This is a genomic window from Dyadobacter bucti, assembly GCF_005869225.1.
Lineage (GTDB): Bacteria > Bacteroidota > Bacteroidia > Cytophagales > Spirosomataceae > Dyadobacter > Dyadobacter bucti.
The window spans coordinates 335,351-356,488 of record NZ_SWFP01000005.1 but is presented as its reverse complement, the minus strand read 5'-3'; the positions used below and the strand labels follow the sequence as shown (position 1 = coordinate 356,488).

The following is a 21,138-nucleotide window of genomic DNA, read 5'->3' as shown; positions in this document are numbered from 1 at the left end:
AGGTTATTCTTTCTGCCATTTTTTTATTTTTTTATAAAGATCGTTTGAAGAGACCTCGTCTGAGCTGTAATAAATCTCATCTTCTCGGGTATTCAGTAATAAAAACGGGGGCGCCTCTTTATTCACAAAAAGTTTCACCTTTCTCCCCTCTGTCGTACGGAAACTTCCCTTAGCATAGTCCCCCGCTGCGAAACCGTTGGTTTTTATTGAGATAGCGGGCAATTGTTTCACAACAGACACATTTGTCAGATCAGCTTTCGGAATTTTGATACCATAAGCGCCCCGTATTTCAAGCTGGCTTTCCGTGACAACAATTTCACTGTTCTTAAGGCTGGTAAACATACCCGAACCCACTGCAATGATCACAACAAGCAAAATTGCGATACCGATGTAAGTCCCCGACTTCTGACCACTTGTTCCCCTGTAAAATGTATTCCCTTTTGCAAGCAGATAAGCATACGCGAGCAGAGGATACAATACCATGTAGCTGCTGGCCCAGTTGTGGTTAAAAAGGTAAAGAAGCAAAACGCCCGCTAAAAGCGTGACTGAGAGAAAAATATGAAACCGCTTAAAAAACCTCAGATAGCCGGCAATATCCATTTTTGCCCGGTCCGCCTCTGACATCGTATTGTAGCCCGAAAGCAGATACTTCGCATTATTGATAGTAACAACAAAGCCAAGCGATCCAAAAATCAGCGATAATATAATGGCAACAATCAGCATAGGGTTAGCTTAAAAATTGAATATAGTAGAGTAAGCGACCATTAGTTTACAAAATCAACCGAAGGATAAATCTATTAAATTAGTTCGGTGCCAATGACCAAACGGGAACATCTCCTTTTTAACTTTGGGAATAACAGTCGCCAAAAATCTGTCAATTTTATGAGAATATTTCTTCATTTATCTACTGATCTAATTGCCTCACTTTTATTCAGAAGGCAATTATTTTCTCTTCTGCTTCTTGTTTCATTCCATTGCTCAGGCCAAAATAACATTCTTGTATTTCAATCAGATTTCGGTTTGAAGGATGGCGCGGTATCAGCTATGAAAGGTGTGGCTTCGGGCGTTTCGCCCCAATTAAAACTATATGATGTAACCCACGAAATTCCTGCTTACGATATCTGGGAAGCATCTTACCGTTTGGTTCAGACTGCACCATACTGGCCGATTGGTACCGTTTTTGTTTCAGTGGTTGATCCGGGAGTTGGAACCGATCGCAAATCGGTAGTTTTGCTTAGCAAGTCAGGGCATTATTTTGTCACACCTGATAATGGAACGCTTACATTGATAGCGGAACAATTGGGTATTCAGGAAGTACGGGAAATTAATGAGGCTGAGAACCGTCGTAAAAATTCTGGCGAATCGTATACCTTCCACGGACGCGATGTATATGCGTTTACGGCCGCACGCCTTGCAGCAAAAGTAATAACATTGGCGGAGGTAGGCCCCAAATTGCCAAATCAGGTGGTAACCATCCCTTACCAGAAAGCATCTTTTGATAAAAATGAAGTAACAGGAGCTATCCCCATTCTGGATATCCAATATGGAAATGTATGGACTAATATTGACAAAAAGATTTTCAACCAATTGAATGTCAATATTGGCGACAATCTAAAAGTCAGGATCCTCAGGAACAACGAAAAAATATATGAAGGAACTGTTCGCTACGTGAACACATTCGGTGAAGTGCAGGAGGGTGAAAACGTGGGTTATTTCAACAGCCTCCTACACTTTTCCCTGGGTATCAATATGGGCAATTTCTCGGAGAAATATAGTGTTTACAGCGGCAATCAGTGGAGTATTGTGTTATCTAAATAACTGATTTCCTGCCAAAAAACTTTCATTTCCCGGTTACCTGATAAATCTCATACCAGTCCTCGCGACTCAGTTTAATATCTGAAGCACTTGCAGCATTCCTGATCCTGCTCTCAGAAAGAGATCCGATAATGGGCAGCGTACCTAATTTCATCAACCACGCCACGGCAGTCTGCTCGATATTAGCGTCATATTTCTTTCCGACTTCTTCCAGTTTTGCCCTCAGCCTTACTATTTTTTCATCCGTTCCATTCAGGATTTTCCCCCCGGCCAGCGGAGCCCAGGCAAGAGGTTTGCTGAAACTCTGTTTGATAAAATCGATACGTCCATCCTCAATGGCGCTCGTATTCATGAGGTTAAGCTCAATGTGGTTAGTCACAATCGGGATACGCAGATATGAGGCCAGCAGCTGATGCTGGAAAACGGTAAAATTGGCAACACCAATATGCTTTGCTTTCCCTGATGTGACAATTTCAGCGAGCGCGCCCGCCGTTTCTTCGGGGTCTGAGAGGAAGTCACTTTGATGTAGCAGGAAAATATCCAGATAATCTGTCCTCAACCTTTTTAGCGAGCCATTAATACTATTGATAATGTGTTCTCTTGAAGTATCAAAGTATTTAAGGTAGCCATCCGCTGACTTTCTGATGCCGCATTTACTGAACAATACAATGTCTTCCCTTTCAAACGATTTATTTTTTATGATTTTGCCAAAATGCTCTTCAATCTTAAAATCACCATAAACGTCGGCATGATCAAACGTATTTATGCCGAGCTCCAGACATAGGTTGACTGTTTTCTCAATTTGAGAGGTTGTTTGCGCGCCTTCATCTGTCCATCTCCAGAAACCATAAATAGCTTCCGACACTTTCGGTCCAGAGTCACTAAGACTTACTTTTTTCATCAGGTGGTTGTTTGAATTCGGGGCAAAAATACCCTAATTTTTAGTCTATTTTTCTAATCGCTTGTCTTTCACGATCAGGTATAAATCGTTTTCCAGCTGCAGGTAACCGTAATCATATACAAAATGATAAATGCTTCCTTTCAGTGTAGGCCGGATGCTGGTGATCAGATTAAAGTCAAATCCTTTTAAAATCAGATTACTTTTCGTGGTTTTTGATTTGTCTTCCGGACATAATTCTTCCAGGATTCTCCGGTTTTTCCGGAGTTGATTATTCATGTTTCTTACAACGTTATAAGAATCTGAATTTAGCCGGTTATTGTAGCTGTTCCGGCACATATCCGAGCAGAACTTTTTATCCACTCGCCCCATCAGTGGTTTCCCGCATTCCAGGCAATCCTTCATTCTCAGGCTGGTTTACAGAACCCGTCTCCGGGCTCAAATCAGTGTGTATATATACTTCTGGCGCAATATAATAAATTTCATTAGTAGCTCCCGAAAAAACATTTATCCATTTGCAAACGCTTCTACCCGACTATAATCATTTAAAAACCGAGTCATTCTTTTCGATTCGTACACCTTTGCAATGTCGGTTAGCAGCCGCCATTCAAAACAAAAATATTCATTCACAACTAAACAGTTACAAAGATGAACTCAGTTAAATTGATTGGAAACGTAGGCAAAGAAATTAGCGTGAAAGAATTTGAGGGAGGGATCATGGCCACTTTTTCACTGGCTACAAACGAAACTTACACCAACAAGAAAAATGAAGAAGTAAAAAGTACCGCGTGGCACTCCATTGTTGCCTGGGGACAGCTGGCGCAACGGTGCGAAGTGTTGCTGGAAAAGGGGAAAATGGTTTCTGTCGAAGGCAAGCTCAACTATCGTCAATACCAGAATAAAGAAGATCAGACTGTCAAGGTCGTAGAAATCGTCGCATTCAAAATTGAGGAGGTCAGCAGAACGAATGGAAGTCATGCGTAGCGCTTTCAACAGGTATTTATTTTTAAACAAACATGTGTTTAGTTAGTAAACACATGTTTGTTTAATTCAAAAACTAATGCTAGAATTATCCTAGGGTCAGCTTATGAAATTAAATCGGAAGCGAATCCTGATTCAGGAAATCGAGCGGGAGATACATCGGCCAGAAGACATTTTAATTGACACACCAAAAGAAATGAAAATTGCTCAGTATACAGAGCTTTTGGAAAAGCTTAAGGGGCTGAAAGAAAGTCTAATCATCGTTAAAAAGATATAGGTTTTCGAAAAACTAGATTATTCGATACGAACGCTGTGATTAGTGAAAATCTGGAAGTTGCAAAAGACTATTACCATAAACTGGCAGGTGCTACCGATCCAGAAAAGGAAATCATCCGGGCAGATTTCTCTTTTTGGTTGGAAACCTTGATGACAATACTAGGCAGGAAGTGAAAGAAATTTGGCAAAAACTGTTCTCTGAAATTTCGTCAGATATGGACCGTCTGCAGAAGAAGATAAAAGAGCTCTCAGACAACAAATTGATTATTGTCGGGAAGGAATATCCGCTTTCTGAGTGGATAACAATTGCGGATTATTCAAAAAAATATAGCAAAAGTGCAGCGCGGGTAGTGAACTGGGTTAGACGGGAGGTTATTCCCCTCGATTGTGTTATTGTCGTTCCTGGTCTGAACAATCTTAAATTGATTGAGGACAAACATTATCAGACCAGGAAGACTTTTCAGGATCAATAACTGAAAACCAAAAGACTTAAATCATAAGGTCTTTTCCAGGGCCTGTTTCCAGTTCTGGTAAGCCTCCCTGGTTGCTTCTTTGAGAGAATTATCCGGCTCAACAGTCCTTAATGCAGAAAGCCCTACAAATGCCTCGTCACGGTTTTTGTAGTAACCTAAGCCAAAGCCTGCTGCGCGTGCTGCACCTTGCGCACCATCTGTATTGTAAAGCTCAACGGTTGCACCAGACACATTGGCAAATGTTTCACGAAAAACAGGGCTCAGAAACATATTTGCCTCGCCTGCCCGGATATTTTTTAACGAAACACCAACCGTTTCCATGATTTCCATTCCGTAGTATAATGCAAAAACGATCCCCTCCTGCGCGGCCCTTGTCCAGTGACTTAAACCATGCCTGCTGAACTGAAGACCCTTGAAAGTGTTTCCCGGATCCTGGTTTTCCAACATACGTTCAGCTCCGTTGCCAAAAGGAAGACAAATAAGTCCGTCGGAGCCTACCGGGGCCTGCGCAGCAAAATCGTTCATTTCCGGGTAAGATACTTTTCCCTGGAACAACGAATTTCGTAACCAACCATTCAGACTACCCGTACCATTCACACACAGCAAAACACCGTAACGTGCAGCCGCAGAAAGAGGATTAACATGTAAAAAAGTGTTAACCCGGGACTTGGGATCAAATTTAATCTGGTCACTGACACCATATACAACACCAGAAGTACCGGCAGTTGCAGCAACTTCGCCAGGTTCCAGAACATTCAATGAGAAAGCATTATTAGGTTGATCACCTGCTCGATAAGTGACCGGTATCCCTGCCCGGAGACCCAACTCAACGGCCGCAGAAGCAGACACTTTGCCCTGTTCCGCAAATGTCGGAAGCACTGTTGCCATTATGCCTGGGTCAAAACCAAAATGGCTGAACAAAAAATCTGCCGGACGTTCATTGACAAAATCCCAGAAAATGCCTTCGGAAAGACCGGAAGGAGTAGTCACAACTTCCCCTGTCATGCGCGCCGCCAGGTAATCGCCCGGAAGCATAAATTTGTCCACTTTTGCGTAAACATCAGGTTCATTCTCTTTTACCCATCCTAATTTGGATGCAGTAAAATTTCCAGGCGAATTCAGCAAATGCGGCAAAACATATTCTTCGCCCAGTGCCTCCATTGCCTTATTTCCAACCTCGACGGCCCGGCTATCGCACCAGATGATGGATGGTCGCAATACATTCAAATCCTTATCAACAACAACCAGGCCATGCATTTGATATGAAATTCCAATTGCGCCAACATCTTCTGCAGATATACCTGCTTTGCTCATTACAGCTCTCGACGCCAAACAGGCATTTTCCCACCAAAGAGCTGGCTGTTGCTCTGCAAACCCAGGTTTTGGCGCAGCAATCGTCATTTCCCGTTCGGGGTAAAATGCAGAGGCTGCAACCGAGCCGGTATCCGCATGAATTAAACAGGCTTTGACTGATGAACTGCCCAAATCGAATCCGAGGAAATACATAATGTTAAATTTGTTATTGTTTAAAGCTGCAATTAGTCAAAGATAAGCGTCGGAAAATACAAAAATGTTCAAATAATTTTAAAAATATAAATTATAAGTGTATTATTTACACTTATAATCTCCAAGAAAAGTCTAAGCTAGGCCAAAAAGTAAAAAACGTGGGTTAAGCAGAAAAAAATTCACTATTTTGATAAAGATATTCGGGTTATATGAATCTATTTGTACGCTAATATTTGTTACAATAAAAGAACCCCGGATATTAGATGTTAATATCCAGTTCATCAATTCTAGGAAAAAGAGCTTCCTCTGCAGGTTATTATGAAAAAAAATGTACAAGTGATTTTGTTCGGTGGATTTGTTTTGTTATTCGCTGGGTTCAGTCCAAGTGACAAAAAATGGGAGAAGTCTTTTTCCCGCTTAGACAGTGAAGTGAGGAAAAATAGTAAGGTTTACCAGACACTTGGTGACGCTACGAAATCCATAGGACATCGTCTTACAGGAAGCGCAAATGGAGAAAAAGCAGAAGAATATGCTTTTAACCTCCTGAAAAGTTATGGATTTTCTGATGTTTCCTACCAACCTTTTGAGGTAGAGGCCTGGATGCGTGACACAGTTACGCTGGCCATAGCGCCGAGTAGCAGCGATAATTTCCGCGATATACCCGTAGTTTCTCTCGCACATTCTCCCGTAGATGCTAATCTTCAAGGACAAATTGTCGACGTAGGCAATGGATTGGAAGAAGATTTCGAAGCGGTAAAAGAAAAGATTAAAGGCAAGATTGCTTTGGCCAATATCGGATTGAGTGGTGTGACGGGTAAAAAAAACCTGCACCGGTCTGAAAAAACTGCCCTGGCCATCAAATATGGAGCCAGTGGCATTATTATGGTTAACGGTGCCCCCGGAAAAATACTGCTTACAGGAACTGCGTCAGTTACCGGAGCGATTATCTCTATACCTGCGGTATGCATATCTAATGATAGCGGGATCGAATTGCGGAAGTGGCTGATCGAAGAAGGACCACTTGAGGCACATATTGAGATGCACAACATATCAAAGTCGATCAAAGCAAGAAACGTGGTTGCCACTTTAAAAGGTAAATCTGATGAAAAAGTAATCATCGGTGGTCACCTTGATTCGTGGGATCTGTCTACAGGTGCTATTGACAACGGTATCGGGTCATTTGCGGTAATGGACATCGCGCGTGCTTTCAAAGCATTGAAAGTAAAACCGGAGCGAACCATCCAGTTTGTCCTCTTCATGGGCGAAGAACAAGGATTGCTGGGCTCTAAATTTTTTGTAAGCGAATTAAAAAGGACCGGAGCCATTGACAAGGTCAGCTACATGATGAATCTGGATATGACCAATGATCCGTCCGGTATCAATGCTTTCGGATGGAACGAGATGAATAATTTCTTCAGTTCGGTCGGAAGCGCGATTCATAATGTGGATCAGAACTATAAAAACGAGGCGGCGAACCGCGCTGGTCTTCATAGTGATCACCAGCCATTTATGCTCGAAGGTGTCCCCATAGCAGGTCTGTCGGGTCATCTTGATCCAGCAGTATTACAATGCTATCATGCCGACTGTGATGATTTTAGCCTTGTAAACAAAGAACAACTTGAAAATACGGTACGAATTGCCGCCATGTATTTATATGCACTGGCTAATACAGAAAACCTAGCGGCGAAAAAGCTTTCGGATACGAAAACAAGGGATTTTTTGATTTCACAGGGATTGAAAGACGAGTTAGTCATCGGTCAGGAGTGGCGCTGGGAGTAGAAGACAGAATTTCAAATTTGAGCTGAATGCATTCGGTAATTATTGCGGATATTTGTCTCAAAATTTCGCTCGCAAATGCTTGTATTTCCCAACGCAAAGATCAACATTGGCCTTAATATAGTTGAAAAACGCCCCGATGGTTTTCATAATATAGAATCCTGCTTCTATCCCATAGGATGGTCCGATGCACTGGAAATTACAAAATCAGAGGCTTTTTCGTTTGAAACCAACGGAATTTCCATTCCGGGTGATAATGCGGACAATCTCTGTAAAAAGGCATACGAAACCTTGGCTGGCGACTATGAATTACATCCCGTAAAAATGCATTTATTAAAAGCAATTCCAATAGGTGCTGGACTTGGAGGCGGATCTTCCGATGCTGCATTTGCTATTAGAGCCTTGAATGACTTTTTCAAACTTAATATTTCTTTTGAAAAACAACTGGATTACGCACGTAGATTGGGTAGCGATTGTGCTTTTTTCATCCTGAATAAACCTGCGTATTGTTTTCAAAAAGGGGATCGTTTTGAGGATATTGATTTAAAACTCGCCGGGAAATGGATTGTACTGGTAAATCCAGGAATACATATTTCTACCATCGAAGCCTATGCAGGCATTAAACCGGCAGCTGCAAAGACCAATTTACGCGACGACTTAAAGGGACCTGTCGCTGACTGGGCTACGCGGATAAAAAATGACTTTGAAGCAACACTCTTCCCGAAATATCCTCTTTTAAAGGAAATCAAGCAGCGATTATATGCTGACGGAGCTGAATATGCGTCAATGAGTGGATCGGGATCGACGGTTTATGGCATCTTTGATAAGCAGAAAAATCTAAATACTTACTTTAAAAATTATAAAGTGTGGCAAGGGTTGTTAGGGTAAATATATTTATCCTAAACAAATGTCAGAAGGTGCAGAATTGTCGTTATATTCACTTGTTGCTTTAAAAGCTTATTGCTTTAATAAGCTGATAATCAGAACACGGAAAAAGGAAAATGAGTGCGAAGCCCATAACGAAATTAAAGGAAAACCTGTTTACCAAAAGGCGTGAACCTCTGGGTTTTATGTTATGGCTTGGTGTTGCGGGAAGCTCCCTTCTTTTCGCTTCGATCTTCATTATATTTCTTGTCCGGATGCAAAAGGAAACAGGTCATCTCGTTGCTATTCCCGACATGTTTTGGCTAAGCACACTGGTTATTCTGTTCAGCAGCATCACATTGCACGAGGCTAATCTGGCGTTCGTCAACGAGCGCTTTCTCCACTATCGTGTTTTTTTAAGTGCCACACTGGTTTTAGGGGGAATTTTTATTTTACTTCAGGCCAGCGGTTGGATAGAAATGGTCAATAGTGGAATTTTTAATTCTTCCAGTGCTTCTGCCGGATTTATATATCTCCTCACAGGGCTTCATCTTGTCCATATCTTTGCGGGTGTTGTCTATTTGGTTTATCTTTTCCGCAAAGCTGTCAGAAACAGAACTTATATAGATTCATTTATTTACAGTGTCAACCCGCCGAACCGGCTGCGTATCAAACTTTTCACCAGATACTGGCACTTCACCGGCGTACTGTGGCTGGCCGTCTTTCTCTTCCTTATTGTTTTTTATTGACCTTTCGAAAAATCTCTTTTCAGGCTCCTTCTTGCCAGAATGGTACTGACTAATGTCAAGACAGCGGCCATTAACATTGGCGCACCAGGCAAATAGATCTTCGCCGATGGCTCGGTAAATACTGCGAACAAATTGGTCATCAGCGGCGGACCAATAATTGAAGTGAGGCTTTGAAGACTGGTAAGTGCCCCCTGAATTTCCCCCTGCTCATTAGGTGCAACCTGGGTTGAGATGATCCCTTGCAACGACGGGCCTGCGATACTTCCCAAAATATACGGTATCATAAACACGTAAATCATCCATCCTTCAGTAGCGAAAGCATAAAGTACAAACCCGACCGCATACAAAAGCAACCCGATGTAAACTCCCCGTTTCTGACCCAATTTGGGAATGATCAGACGGATCAGATAGCCCTGGACAATAGCACTCAAAACTCCCACCGCCCCCAGCGAATAGCCAATTTGCGCTTCATTCCAGCCAAACTTTTCTATTACATAAAATGACCAGTTGCTCTGTACTGCATGCAGCGCAATATAAATAAGGCCCAGGGAAAATATCAACCCATAAATTACCGGATAACGTTTCACATTCTGAAGCGCGCCGATTGGGTTAGCACGCGACCACTCAAATTTTCTTCGGTTTTCGGGCTTTAAAGATTCTGGTAAAATAAAGTAACCATACAATGTATTCAACAGGGAAAATGCCGCCGCTGCCATGAAGGGAACTCTCGAGCCATATTGCCCCAATAAACCTCCTAACACAGGCCCGATAATAAAGCCAAGGCCAAATGCAGCACCCAGTAGTCCAAAATTTTGCGCCCGTTTTTCCGGTGTACTGATATCGGCAATGTAAGCAGCGCCCGTCGTGAAACTGGCGCCCAGGATACCGGCGATAATCCGCCCGACATAAAGCCAACCCAACGTTGGAGCGAGCGCTAGAAAAATGTAATCGATCCCAAAGCCGAACAGAGAAGCCAGCAGAACAGGACGCCGGCCAAACTGATCACTCAGTCCGCCGATGACGGGGGCACAAATAAATTGCATGGAAGCATAGGCAAACAACAGCCAGCCTCCGTCTTTTGAAGCAGCACTGATGCTGTCACCTGTTAATTCACTGATCAGTTTTGGCATTACCGGAATAATGATACCAAGTCCGATCACATCAATTAACAAAGTGACAAAGATAAAACCAAGGGCAGGAGATCGTTTTGCAGTCATTGCGCAATGAAAGAGAGAGCAGCTAAGGTAAGCCTAATTTGCTATTTCTTCAAAATCTTGAATTCTACCCGGCGGTTCTGCTGCTGGCCTTCCGGTGTATCATTTTTAGCAACTGGCTTGGTCTCTCCATAACCTTTGCTCGCTACACGGTCAGGCTCAATTCCTTTTCCGATCAGGTACTCACGAACGGAATCAGCGCGATCCTGAGACAGTTTTACGTTGAATTCCGCACTACCGGTATTGTCCGTATGCCCGCCCAGTTCGATAGCCAGTGTTTTGTTCTCAGTCATTGAAATAGCAATGCGGTTCAACTCCGGAAACGACTCGCTATTCAGCGTAGATTTTCCCGTCGCGAAGAAAATATTGTTCAAACGTATAATCTGGCCTTCTTCGATGGGAATCAATTTCAGGGATTTATTGGTAATCTCCTTGAATGCTTTACCTGTTCCGTTAGTGGTAGAATCAGTCAGGTCTATATTTTCACCTTCGGCTATAAAATCAGGCGCAACGGCCCGCCAGCTATATTTATGTCCGTAGGGAAGAACGATTTTATACTCTCCTGTAACGGGATTGGTGGTGGCTGTTCCTACCTCTTCGCCGTCTGCCAGATTTTCATAAACAATTGTTGCCTCTACTGGCTTACCCGTTTTTGAATCAATTACCTTTCCACTGATCATCACAACAGGATCGGCGGTGGGAATATTGGCAATGGGCGCCTCGGCAGTGTCTCCAGGTACCGGTTTGGGCTGAAGATTAAAACGAACGATGTCTCCCTTTCCCTCAGTATCCTTAAATGAAACCATGTACGCATAGTCACCCAGGGCAGAAATAGTATAATACGCATCATAACCGTCTGAATTGATCGCCGCACCCAGATTAACCGGCTTACTCCATCTTTTCCAGGTTTTATCAATCCGTTTACTGTAATAGATATCATTGCTTCCCTGCCCGCCGGAACGGTCGCTTGAAAAGTAAAGGGTTACGCCGTCAGGGGCGAGAAATGGTGTGGTTTCAGTAAATTCCTGTGTATTGATTTCCGGCCCGAGGTTCAGGGGTTTTGACCACGTGCCATTCTTTTGTTTAAAAATGACATACAAATCATCGACTTTACTGTTCTTTTTTTCACTGAAAGACATCACAAGTACTTTCCCATCCGTAGAAAGATACCCGCAGTCGAATTGGCCTTTACTGATTTTCGTGTATCCCGGTATATCAATTTTATTCGGAGCACCCCAGCCTCTTGCGGTTTTTTTACTGGTAGAAAAGCCCCGGGTCTCGTAAACACCGTTTTTATACGCTCCTTTGATCAGCAAGGTGTTACCATCGGGCGTGATACTGTAGAGACTGTTGTAATCTTCCTTATTAATAGGCGGTGGCATACGTCTCGCCTGCGTCCATTTTTCATTTTTTAATTCTGAAAACCAGATATCCTGACTGCCTTTATCACCATGTGTATTTTGCGGGTGGCTTACTCTGGAAAAATAGATGGTTTTCCCGTCGGGAGATATGATGGGGCTTATTTCGTTGTACTCCGTATTGATTGTTTTTCCAAGATTTTCCAATTGGGCATTGGCTCGCAAAGCAAAGGAACAGATCAATAAAATAAGTGAAAGACGCATCGTTTTTCAGAAATGTATGTTTGAATTGGAAGGTTTAAAAAACAGTTCAGATTGCTTCCTCGCTACTGTTATCCACATATAACGACTTATCAAGCGGCTTATTTTCCCCTTCCTTTTGACTGAACTTTTCCATTTCATCCAGCAGTTCCGCTACGTTGTCGCTCACGACCAGAAGCTTCCTTTTATCGATATGTAAAAAACCCTCCTCAACCATTTTATCCAGTTGAAGCAGCAGTAAATCATAAAATCCATTGACATTAAGCAGACCAACCGGCCCTTCAAAAATCCGGAGCTGCGACCAGGTAAGAATTTCAAATAACTCGTCCATAGTGCCGTATCCGCCCGGAAGCGAAATAACCCCGTCCGAAAGTGATACCATTCTCGCCTTCCGCTCATGCATGGTATCCACAAAATGAAGCTCCGTCAATGTCTTGTGCGCCACTTCCAGTTTGGCAAGGAAATTGGGAATAATCCCTGTGGCCGAACCATTATTCTCCATTGCGCCGTCAGCAACCCTGCCCATCAGCCCCATGTTCCCTCCGCCGTAAATGAGCCTTATACCTCTGCGTGCAAGCTCTGCACCAAGCGCATAGGCTGCCTCAGCATAGATCTTGTTTTTCCCGAAATTCGAGCCGCAATAAACTACGATTGATTGCATTGAGAAAAATATTTAAAATTTGGTCTCCGGCTGACAATAATTTTAACCGAGAATCACGTCAACCAATTCACCCAGATCGATATTTCCGAAGGTACCTGAGCTCATCATCAGCAAATTAGCTTCCTGCCATTTCAGGCTTTTCAGAAAAGTGACCAATTCAGCTGAATCGGTAAAAACCTTTAAGTCATCGCGTTTGAAAGCTGTACGTATATCCTGTTCCGAAATGGGTTCAAGTCTCTTATGTTCAACAGTTTGCGGGTTAAAATACACCACTGCAACATCAGCCGCGTTGAGTTTTCTGCGGTATTGTTTCAAAAAGACTTTGTTAAGACTGCTGAATGTATGCAGTTCCGCGCAAGCCACCAGTGTACGGTCCGGAAACTGGCCTTTCAATGCCGCCGTTGTGGCCTCTACTTTTGACGGAGCATGTGCAAAATCGCGGTAAACATTCACGGTTGCGTTACTGCCGAGTAATTCGAGCCTTTTCGAAGCTCCCTTAAAAGTTTGGATAGCCGCATAAAACTCCTCATCAGTTACCCCAAGCCTTTCACAAACCGCGTACGCGCCGCTGATGTTCTTCATATTATGCGCACCGAATACAAGAACCGGAACCTCTCCATGTTCTGCGGTAATCAGGACAGTTTTCTCATGGATAATTTTACTGGGATGCGCATTATAGGGTTTGTTCACCACATCGGCCCGCTCTTTCTGTCCGATGACATCGAGCATATCGTCCGTTTCGTCAAAAATGATCGCACCCGCTTTCGGCAGCGAATCGGCCAGCAGTTCGAATTGCTTTACATAAGATTCCCAGGTCGGAAAAACGTTGAAATGATCCCAGGAGATACCGCTAATCAATGCGATATGCGGCTGGTAATGCATAAATTTCGGTGTAGGATCCAGTGGGGATGTGAAATATTCATCTCCTTCAATAACGATCAACGGGGCACTTTCCGAAAGTTTCACCATATTATCGAAACCCTCCACCTGCGCACCGACCAGATAATTGAAGACACGTTTGTTATATTTCAAAACGTGCAGGATCATGGAGGTAATGGTCGTTTTGCCATGACTTCCGGCAATAACGACACGCTGCTTATTTTCGCTCTGTTCAAAAATATATTCCGGATAGGAATAAACCTTAATCCCTAACTCTCTCGCCCGTGCAAGTTCCGGGTTGTCCTGCCTTGCATGCATTCCAAGAATGACTGCATCAAGGTCGGAAGTTATTTTTTCCGGAAACCATCCGGTAATGGCCGGAAGGAGGTCATATTTTGCAAGGCGGCTTGCAGACGGCTCATAAATTTCATCGTCAGACCCTGTAACTGCAAAGCCTTTCAGATGCAGCTCAATAGCCAGATTATGCATTACACTGCCGCCTATCGATATAAAATGTATTTTGCGCAAAGATGAAATTTGACTCATTGATACTATTTAACTGATTCCGGCCGAAAGTTAGCAAGAATTGATCTTAGGGCAAATTGCACCTGACGGGCTTTTTCAAATAACAGCATTACTGGATAACAGCTGTCTGGATCATTATTCTTTCTTTACGAATTTGGCAGTTTCCTGATCACCGTTGGAGCGGGTCAGCCCGATGATATAGGCGCCGGCAGAAAGATGTCCGACATTGATTTCAGGTTCAGGATTATCCGATTTGTAAACTACATTGCCCGAATTATTCAGGATTTGTATTGCCTTCACATGTTCCCAGTTATCAGTAGAAATATTAATAACCTGCGTAACCGGGTTTGGATACGTTGTTAACCGCAGCTTGTCATCAAAGTTCACGTTTACAATCTTGCTGTATGCAAAAGTTCGGTCCAGATCGATCATTTTCAGCCGGTACAAATTCTGCCCCGGCGAAGGATTGATATCGGTAAACGAATATCTGATCATTTGTGAAGTTTCCCCATTGGCAGCCACCGTACCGATTTTACTCCAGTTTCGACCGGTAGTACTGTGCTCTATGTCAAAGCGCTCGCTGTTGACCTCCTCCGAGGTGGACCAGCTTAACAATGTCGTCTGATTTTCCCGCACAGCAGTAAATTCGATCAGTTTTACAGGCAAAGGGAGCGTTACAGACAGTGCCGTCGAGGCTGTTTTGGGAGAACATCCGCTTCGCGACGAAGTAACCGAATAAGTAAAATCTCCCGTCGTTGTGGGAGCACTGATAGTGATGGAGCTGCCCGTCTGATCATTGGTCACACCCATACCAGTCCATTGGTAACTTGCGCCGTCGCATTCAGGTCCGGTACAATTGATGCTCAGCGTGACCGGTGTACCGACAACAGGTTTGGGCTGTGAATTACTTGCTGTTATCGAGAAAGTACATGGCAGATAATTGGCCGTATCCCATATATTATTCCAGTAACCGGCATCTGTCATTTTGATGGAAACAGGCTTCGCATCTGTAACAGCAAAATTCGCCCCGCTTTTCTGGAGCCATTCCTGAAACAGGAACGAGCTGGTAAATACGGCAGGATAGATATTGACGGTCGTCGGCTCAGACCTGACGGGAGGCTGATAATCCGGTTTCAGGAACTGCGCTTTTGTAGACGCGATTGCACCTGCGATCTGTGCCATTTCGTTATCATAAAAGTGCATCGCAATATGCACATAATCAGCACCGTGCTTGAAAGCCCTCTGAAACCACTCTGTTGCTGTATTGCCGTTTACCCCTGTCTGGCCTCTGGGTTGTCCAAGATCCTGAGGATCAAATTCAACTGCTGCGATTTTACCGGGACTGGTTCCTTTAATACAATCGATCGCCATAATTTTTTTCCAAAGGTCATACTGATCAGTGCCATCGCTGCTGTAAATCCCATCGGAAAGTTCGAGTGCGAGCGGGATTGTACTATTGTGCAAATGCCAGTTGTTACCCTGGACAGAGCCGAAATCCGATATAAAATGTAAAACCTTTATCGAAGGGCTTTTGCTTTTTACAGTTTCATAAAAGGCCTTATATAAGTTCAATAAGCCCCACCCAGCAAAACGGTGTAAATCCCGCCCCATTTCGGAATTGTAATTTCCATCGGTAGGCTGTGGCGCACTGCTCATGGTATAAGTATTTCTCCCCCATGTGACATTGGATTGGTTCGGGAAGCGCCGGGGCAGAAATGAAGTGCGCCAGGACGCTGCCGCCTTGGCTTCATAGAGACCGGCATACCAGATATCATTGCTTGTCTGTCCGGGAACATAAAATTCTTCGGAAGGTGTATTACCCATCGCAACGTAAAGGATTTTGGAATAATAAGGCTGGATATGCAAAAGTACATCCGCCACAAAAGCCTGAAACCTTCCGACAGCATAATCTGAATAAACGGAAGGGCATGCATGGGAAACTGCATTTCTTATCAAAGTTCCTTGTGAAGTCTGTGAAAGATCAGTTGTTTCGAAATAACTGTCATTCCAATAGCCGGACCTCATATAGGGAAAATGAAGTGCCACCTTCATATTTGGATTCAAGTCCAGAATGGCCTTCACGGCAAGGGCAATCTTCGATCCCTGATAATTGTTCAGCGTCGGTTCATAGTTCTCCCACTGAATATGAAGACGGACAGCCGTGACGCTGGCATCCTTGCCGTCGGATTTCAACGTAGCAAATTTCTGGATATACGTCCATTGATCGGGATTAATACCGTTGGTTGCGTTTTTATCAAAACCGTATCCAGTGGTATTGAGGATAATTTCTCTCTGCCCAAAGAGTCGGAATGAGGATGTAAGAGCTAAAAGAAATAATAAACTAGTCTTAAAATTTACAATCAAACGACAATAGTTGTGTAAAGAATTTTTGAAGTACATAAAAGTAATTTTCAGTGGGCAACTATGTTTTAATAAACATACTACAAAATTATAGAAATAAATGCCTATTAATATGTAGCATAATATCGATTTGAACATAATTTTCCTCCGAGATGCATTTTCCAGGCATTCCCGGACAGGAAAAAAATTTGGTAAAAGAGGGTGATCGCCGACATTTATAGTATATCGACCATGAAATTCAATAGAACGTTGGGCTCAACAGAAGGGAATTCGCCGGAAAGATAGAAGAATAAAATTAAATTGCAATTAAGCCAATAATAATTCGACGTTGCAAATGAAAAGCGCCCGCATTTCCTGCGGGCGCTTTTTCAAAAAATCAAACACTTCGGTTAGGCCAGTTTCTTGTATTTGATCCTTTTCGGCGTCACATCTGTACCCAGTCTTTTACGTCGGTTTTCCTCGTATTCCGAAAAATTACCCTCAAACCAATATACCTGCGAATCACCTTCAAATGCCAGAATATGCGTAGCAACACGGTCGAGGAACCACCGGTCGTGGGAAATGATTACCGCACAACCCGCAAAGTTTTCGAGGCCCTCCTCCAATGCTCTTAATGTATTGATATCCAAGTCATTGGTAGGTTCATCTAGCAGCAACAAATTCCCGCCCTCCTTCAAAGTCATCGCCAAGTGCACCCGGTTCCTTTCCCCGCCCGACAGGTTTCCCACTTTCTTTTCCTGGTCTCCGCCACCGAAATTGAACCGGCTTACGTATGCCCGGGCATTGGATTGCTTGCCTGCAATCATGATCCAGTCATTTCCATCCGCAATACTTTGATAAACTGTTTTAGCAGGGTCCAGGTTATCATGCTCCTGGTCTACATAAGCCAGCTCAACTGTATCTCCTACGTCAAAATGCCCTTCGAGAGGTTTTAATTGTCCGGTGATAAGTTTGAAAAGCGTCGTTTTACCCGCACCGTTCGGGCCGATGATACCAACAATCCCGTTAGGCGGCAGAGCAAAGTTGAGGTTTTCATATAAAAGCCTGTCCCCAAAACCCATTGAGACGTTATGTGCTTCAATCACCTTGTTACCAAGGCGAGGTCCGGCAGGGATAAAAATCTCCAGTTTTTCCTCTTTCTCGCGTCCTTCCTCACCCAATAACCGCTCATAGGCTCCAAGTCTCGCCTTCGATTTAGCCTGGCGCCCCTTGGCACCCATGCGCACCCATTCCAATTCACGCTGAAGCGTTTTCTGACGTTTTGATTCTGTTTTTTCTTCTTTTTTCAAACGCTCCTGCTTTTGTTCAAGCCAGGAAGTATAATTTCCTTTCCATGGAATACCTTCGCCACGGTCGAGTTCAAGGATCCAGCCAGCGACATTATCCAGGAAGTAGCGATCGTGGGTAACCGCTATAACGGTTCCTTTATATTGTCTCAAATGCTCTTCCAGCCAAAGAACAGACTCAGCATCAAGGTGGTTGGTAGGCTCATCCAATAGCAATACATCGGGTTGGCGGAGCAATAGCCGGCACAAGGCTACCCTACGCTTTTCACCACCTGAAAGTGTAGAAACCAATGCATCTGATGGTGGGCAGCGCAAAGCATCCATAGCTACCTCCAGTTTGTTATCCAGGTTCCACGCATCCGTTGCATCCAGCCTTTCCTGCACTTCTCCCTGACGTTCGAGCAACTTATCAAAATCGGCATCCTCTTCCCCAAATGCCTCATTGATCTGATCGAATTCTTTGAGGAGGTTCACAATTTCCTGAACGCCTTCCTCCACAACCTCTCTTACCGTTTTATTCGGGTCAAGTTTTGGCTCTTGTTCGAGCATTCCCACAGAATATCCGGGAGAAAATACCACATCACCTTGTATATCCTTGTCAATGCCTGCAATTACACGTAGTAAAGTGGATTTACCAGATCCATTTAAACCTAAAACCCCGATTTTAGCACCATAAAAAAAGGATAAATAGATGTTTTTAATGATATGCCTGTTTGGAGGAATGATTTTGTTAACCCCCGACATTGAGAAAATAATGGTTTCGTTACTCATTTTTTAGTTAATTTGTGCGTAACAAATATCGTTATATTATCCCTACACTTAGCAGATAAAAATTGAAAGAATGGAAAATGCCACATTGAATGATGAATACGGCTATGTTAAAGACAGCAAAGTATTTTTAAAGGGGTATCTGGAATTCCCCGACCGGCAAATTGGAGAAGTTAAAAGAACAGAACAGGAAGCGATCGATTACTTCAAAAATCGGTTTAACATTGTCCTGAACAAGGTGGAACAGCTGGAACAGGAAATAGATGAAGCTCTTAATAAGGGTTCCTATCTTACCAAGCTTATTCAGTTGCAACGTAAATTGAAAGGTTTTGATGCACTCGGTGACTTCGTCCCTCTGCTACAGAGACTGGAAGAAAAAGAAGAATACCTGAAAGGCCTGATCGAGGTCAATCAACTTAAGAACCTTGAAATCAAGCGTGCGCTGATAGAAGATGTGAAGACCGCAGCAGCGGTTGAGGACTATACGTCGGCAACGGATCAGATACAGGAAATAAAGGCAAAATGGATCAGGACAGGGCCGGTTGAAAAAGAATATCAGGAGGAAGTGGAAATTACTTTCCAGCAGATCCTGGATGATTTCTTTCAGCGCCGCCGCGATTATTTTGATGAACAGAATAAAATTAACCAGGCACGTATTGAGGAGTATGAACGCCTGATCAAGATCACTAAAACGCTAAGCTATGCCCGCGACCTTGATGAGGCATACCAAAAGGCCAAGGAAGTTCGTAATGCCTGGAACGCTGTCGGGGAAGTACCGCCGAAAAGATTTTTTAAGGTCAACAAGGCATACAGACATTTCCTTAAACTTTTTTATGATAAATATAACCTTGCAAAAGGTATTGAGCCAAAAGTACGTGTAGACCCGCGTATCCTGGAACAGCAAAAACTATTGCAACAGGCTGAAACCCTGCTCCGCGGACCCGATATTGTGGAGGCTTCCCAGGAAGCTAAGGTGCTACTCAGCAAATGGAAAGAGATCAAGATACCTTTCAAAATGGCGGATAAAGAGCTGGCTGAGCGTTTCCGGATGGTTTGTGACAAAATTTTTGAGCTCAGCTATCTTGCACGCGTCATCAGCCGGAAATATCCTGCATTTGAACTTAAGAGCCCTGAAGAGCAGCTCCGGACTAAATTCCGCGAACTGGAATGGCTTGCAAAACGCGAAAAAAGCGACCTGGAGTTTGCAATACTCGAGTTTGACAGAACAGCTACCGGCGACCCCGAGCTGGACAAACAGGCTGCAGGCCGCATCAACATCCAGAAACGGAAGGTTCAGATGAAAGAACGTATATTGTCGGAATTCGAGAGAAAATTAAAATCTATTACGGGTTAGCCGTTTTGAGAGAAGACTTATTAATCACAAGATTCGATTGCAATACCCTGGTCTCATATTCGGCCGGGGTATTTTTGCTTTCAATGAGGTCCAGGAGCAGAGAAGTGGCCTGCTGACCCATCTCGAAAGATGGCTGCGTTACAGAACTTACCGGCGGGTCCAGCAATGACGACATTGCCAGGTCACAAAATCCTATCACCGCCACATCATCCGGCATAGTATATCCCAGTTGCCGCAAAGCCCAGTGGATACCCATGGTAATCCTGTCGCTCGCCCCGAAAATAGCATCAGGCCTCTCGCGGAGGGCCATCAGCTGATATGTACGCTCCGTCCCCCCCTGCTGGGTGATCTCTGTGTGCAAAACCCACTCGTCCTGAAAAATGATATTGTGCTTTTTCAACGCATCCTTGTAACCTTCCAGCCGGAATCTGGTGATTGAAACCGACTCGGGACCCGCAATATGCGCAATGCGTTTACAACCTCTGTTAATAAGGTGCTCTGTTGCTTCAAAAGCACCTTTGTAATCATCCACACGAACTTTATGCGTCCGCAAAGCATCTGTCACCCGGTCGAACAGCACAACCGGGATGCCCTGTTCCTGCAGATAAACGAAATGGTCTATATTTTCCGATTGGCTTGAAATAGCAACTACCAACCCATCGACGCGACGAAGGGCAATGTGCCTGGAAGCCGACAATTCCCTTTCCAGCAGCTCGTGGCTTTGGTAAATCATGGTGTGGTAACCACGGCTGTACGCAATATCCTCCACGCCACCGATCGCAGATGAATAAAACCGGTTGGCAATATCCGGGACGATAACACCGATGGTTTGAGTGCGGTTTTTAAGTAAACTGATCGCAATCGGATTGGGCGCGTAGTTCAGCTGTTCAGCCCGCTCCATCACTTTTCTTTTGGTCTCTTCACTGATTTCGGAACTGTCCCTCAGCGCACGGGAAACCGTCGACTTGGAGATATTGAGCTGTCTGGCGATTTCCTTAATTGTGATCGAGACTTTTTTCATGAGGGTATATAAGAATAGTACAATGTTAACAATTTATCCGAAAATATGTCAAACGGAATTTGTTGCGCCAGCTCCCCGGGACGCGATACAGTTCCGGGAATATACTAAAAAA

The 21,138-nt window shown here is 43.8% G+C and carries 18 protein-coding genes; 7 read left to right on the top strand and 11 right to left on the bottom strand.

Features of this window, described 5'->3' with window-relative positions; genetic code table 11:
* Positions 1 to 3: 3 nt before the first annotated feature.
* Complete coding sequence (locus FBF61_RS18285) at positions 4 to 723, bottom strand: DUF3784 domain-containing protein (RefSeq protein WP_138479878.1); 720 nt, start codon at positions 721 to 723, stop codon at positions 4 to 6.
* A 297-nt stretch (positions 724 to 1,020) separates the two neighbouring features.
* On the opposite strand from FBF61_RS18285, the gene FBF61_RS18280 reads away from it, so the two are divergent.
* Positions 1,021 to 1,818 (top strand): SAM hydrolase/SAM-dependent halogenase family protein, encoded by a 798-nt coding sequence (locus FBF61_RS18280; protein ID WP_229215116.1) that lies wholly within the window; start codon positions 1,021 to 1,023, stop codon positions 1,816 to 1,818.
* A 22-nt stretch (positions 1,819 to 1,840) separates the two neighbouring features.
* Here FBF61_RS18280 and FBF61_RS18275 read toward each other — a convergent pair whose 3' ends face one another.
* Both FBF61_RS18275 and FBF61_RS18270 read right to left on the bottom strand, forming a co-directional pair.
* Positions 1,841 to 2,716 (bottom strand): aldo/keto reductase, encoded by an 876-nt coding sequence (locus FBF61_RS18275; protein ID WP_138479874.1) that lies wholly within the window; start codon positions 2,714 to 2,716, stop codon positions 1,841 to 1,843.
* A 45-nt stretch (positions 2,717 to 2,761) separates the two neighbouring features.
* Positions 2,762 to 3,118 carry a DNA gyrase inhibitor YacG gene (locus FBF61_RS18270; RefSeq protein WP_138479871.1) on the bottom strand — a complete coding sequence of 119 codons (357 nt, stop codon included), beginning with the start codon at positions 3,116 to 3,118 and terminating at the stop codon, positions 2,762 to 2,764.
* A gap of 243 nt (positions 3,119 to 3,361) precedes the next feature.
* On the opposite strand from FBF61_RS18270, the gene FBF61_RS18265 reads away from it, so the two are divergent.
* A complete protein-coding gene (locus tag FBF61_RS18265; protein WP_138479869.1) occupies positions 3,362 to 3,697 on the top strand; it encodes a single-stranded DNA-binding protein in 336 nt (111 codons plus the stop codon).
* Positions 3,698 to 4,185: 488 nt separating this feature from the next.
* Positions 4,186 to 4,443 (top strand): hypothetical protein, encoded by a 258-nt coding sequence (locus FBF61_RS18260; protein ID WP_138479867.1) that lies wholly within the window; start codon positions 4,186 to 4,188, stop codon positions 4,441 to 4,443.
* 21 nt (positions 4,444 to 4,464) lie between these two features.
* Here the strand turns inward: FBF61_RS18260 and FBF61_RS18255 are convergent, their stop codons facing one another.
* Positions 4,465 to 5,949: a xylulokinase gene (locus FBF61_RS18255; RefSeq protein ID WP_138479865.1), complete on the bottom strand. Its 1,485-nt coding sequence runs from the start codon at positions 5,947 to 5,949 to the stop codon at positions 4,465 to 4,467.
* 318 nt (positions 5,950 to 6,267) lie between these two features.
* Here FBF61_RS18255 and FBF61_RS18250 point away from each other — a divergent pair, with 318 nt between their 5' ends.
* The 3 genes from FBF61_RS18250 to FBF61_RS18240 all read left to right on the top strand — a co-directional run bounded on the left by FBF61_RS18250 (position 6,268) and on the right by FBF61_RS18240 (position 9,338).
* A complete protein-coding gene (locus FBF61_RS18250) occupies positions 6,268 to 7,728 on the top strand; it encodes a M28 family peptidase (RefSeq protein WP_138479863.1) in 1,461 nt (486 codons plus the stop codon).
* A gap of 75 nt (positions 7,729 to 7,803) precedes the next feature.
* Positions 7,804 to 8,613 (top strand): 4-(cytidine 5'-diphospho)-2-C-methyl-D-erythritol kinase, encoded by an 810-nt coding sequence (ispE, locus tag FBF61_RS18245; RefSeq protein WP_138479861.1) that lies wholly within the window; start codon positions 7,804 to 7,806, stop codon positions 8,611 to 8,613.
* Positions 8,614 to 8,726: 113 nt separating this feature from the next.
* Positions 8,727 to 9,338 (top strand): cytochrome c oxidase subunit 3, encoded by a 612-nt coding sequence (locus FBF61_RS18240; protein WP_138479859.1) that lies wholly within the window; start codon positions 8,727 to 8,729, stop codon positions 9,336 to 9,338.
* Here FBF61_RS18240 and FBF61_RS18235 read toward each other — a convergent pair.
* The 6 genes from FBF61_RS18235 to ettA form a co-directional block, all read right to left on the bottom strand.
* On the bottom strand, positions 9,332 to 10,555 hold the full coding sequence (locus FBF61_RS18235) for a TCR/Tet family MFS transporter (protein ID WP_138479857.1): 1,224 nt from the start codon (positions 10,553 to 10,555) through the stop codon (positions 9,332 to 9,334). The two genes, FBF61_RS18240 and FBF61_RS18235, sit on opposite strands and share 7 nt — an antisense overlap.
* A gap of 41 nt (positions 10,556 to 10,596) precedes the next feature.
* The gene (locus FBF61_RS18230; protein WP_138479855.1) at positions 10,597 to 12,174 is read right to left on the bottom strand and encodes an OmpA family protein; all 1,578 of its coding nucleotides are present in this window, start codon (positions 12,172 to 12,174) and stop codon (positions 10,597 to 10,599) included.
* Positions 12,175 to 12,220: 46 nt separating this feature from the next.
* Entirely contained in the window at positions 12,221 to 12,832 is a 612-nt protein-coding gene (locus tag FBF61_RS18225) for an LOG family protein (RefSeq protein ID WP_138479852.1), read from the bottom strand.
* Positions 12,833 to 12,874: 42 nt separating this feature from the next.
* The gene (locus tag FBF61_RS18220) at positions 12,875 to 14,257 is read right to left on the bottom strand and encodes a UDP-N-acetylmuramate--L-alanine ligase (protein ID WP_138479850.1); all 1,383 of its coding nucleotides are present in this window, start codon (positions 14,255 to 14,257) and stop codon (positions 12,875 to 12,877) included.
* Positions 14,258 to 14,371: 114 nt separating this feature from the next.
* A complete protein-coding gene (locus FBF61_RS18215; RefSeq protein WP_229215115.1) occupies positions 14,372 to 16,600 on the bottom strand; it encodes a T9SS type A sorting domain-containing protein in 2,229 nt (742 codons plus the stop codon).
* A 386-nt stretch (positions 16,601 to 16,986) separates the two neighbouring features.
* Positions 16,987 to 18,654, bottom strand: coding sequence for an energy-dependent translational throttle protein EttA (gene ettA / locus FBF61_RS18210; protein ID WP_138479846.1), 1,668 nt, complete (start codon positions 18,652 to 18,654; stop codon positions 16,987 to 16,989).
* 70 nt (positions 18,655 to 18,724) lie between these two features.
* On the opposite strand from ettA, the gene FBF61_RS18205 reads away from it, so the two are divergent.
* The gene (locus FBF61_RS18205; RefSeq protein WP_138479844.1) at positions 18,725 to 20,005 is read left to right on the top strand and encodes a DUF349 domain-containing protein; all 1,281 of its coding nucleotides are present in this window, start codon (positions 18,725 to 18,727) and stop codon (positions 20,003 to 20,005) included.
* Here FBF61_RS18205 and FBF61_RS18200 read toward each other — a convergent pair.
* The gene (locus tag FBF61_RS18200) at positions 19,995 to 21,026 is read right to left on the bottom strand and encodes a LacI family DNA-binding transcriptional regulator (protein WP_138479842.1); all 1,032 of its coding nucleotides are present in this window, start codon (positions 21,024 to 21,026) and stop codon (positions 19,995 to 19,997) included. The two genes, FBF61_RS18205 and FBF61_RS18200, sit on opposite strands and share 11 nt — an antisense overlap.
* Positions 21,027 to 21,138 lie beyond the last annotated feature (112 nt).

What these genes read in the sequence shown, in the direction of transcription:
- FBF61_RS18285 (WP_138479878.1), bottom strand. Translation starts at nt 723, where the DNA reads ATGCTGATTGTTGCCATTATATTATCGCTGATTTTTGGATCGCTTGGC.
- FBF61_RS18275 (WP_138479874.1), bottom strand. Translation starts at nt 2,716, where the DNA reads ATGAAAAAAGTAAGTCTTAGTGACTCTGGACCGAAAGTGTCGGAAGCT.
- FBF61_RS18270 (WP_138479871.1), bottom strand. Translation starts at nt 3,118, where the DNA reads ATGAAGGATTGCCTGGAATGCGGGAAACCACTGATGGGGCGAGTGGAT.
- FBF61_RS18265 (WP_138479869.1), top strand. Translation starts at nt 3,362, where the DNA reads ATGAACTCAGTTAAATTGATTGGAAACGTAGGCAAAGAAATTAGCGTG.
- FBF61_RS18260 (WP_138479867.1), top strand. Translation starts at nt 4,186, where the DNA reads ATGGACCGTCTGCAGAAGAAGATAAAAGAGCTCTCAGACAACAAATTG.
- FBF61_RS18255 (WP_138479865.1), bottom strand. Translation starts at nt 5,949, where the DNA reads ATGTATTTCCTCGGATTCGATTTGGGCAGTTCATCAGTCAAAGCCTGT.
- FBF61_RS18250 (WP_138479863.1), top strand. Translation starts at nt 6,268, where the DNA reads ATGAAAAAAAATGTACAAGTGATTTTGTTCGGTGGATTTGTTTTGTTA.
- ispE (WP_138479861.1), top strand. Translation starts at nt 7,804, where the DNA reads ATGCTTGTATTTCCCAACGCAAAGATCAACATTGGCCTTAATATAGTT.
- FBF61_RS18240 (WP_138479859.1), top strand. Translation starts at nt 8,727, where the DNA reads ATGAGTGCGAAGCCCATAACGAAATTAAAGGAAAACCTGTTTACCAAA.
- FBF61_RS18235 (WP_138479857.1), bottom strand. Translation starts at nt 10,555, where the DNA reads ATGACTGCAAAACGATCTCCTGCCCTTGGTTTTATCTTTGTCACTTTG.
- FBF61_RS18230 (WP_138479855.1), bottom strand. Translation starts at nt 12,174, where the DNA reads ATGCGTCTTTCACTTATTTTATTGATCTGTTCCTTTGCTTTGCGAGCC.
- FBF61_RS18225 (WP_138479852.1), bottom strand. Translation starts at nt 12,832, where the DNA reads ATGCAATCAATCGTAGTTTATTGCGGCTCGAATTTCGGGAAAAACAAG.
- FBF61_RS18220 (WP_138479850.1), bottom strand. Translation starts at nt 14,257, where the DNA reads ATGAGTCAAATTTCATCTTTGCGCAAAATACATTTTATATCGATAGGC.
- ettA (WP_138479846.1), bottom strand. Translation starts at nt 18,654, where the DNA reads ATGAGTAACGAAACCATTATTTTCTCAATGTCGGGGGTTAACAAAATC.
- FBF61_RS18205 (WP_138479844.1), top strand. Translation starts at nt 18,725, where the DNA reads ATGGAAAATGCCACATTGAATGATGAATACGGCTATGTTAAAGACAGC.
- FBF61_RS18200 (WP_138479842.1), bottom strand. Translation starts at nt 21,026, where the DNA reads ATGAAAAAAGTCTCGATCACAATTAAGGAAATCGCCAGACAGCTCAAT.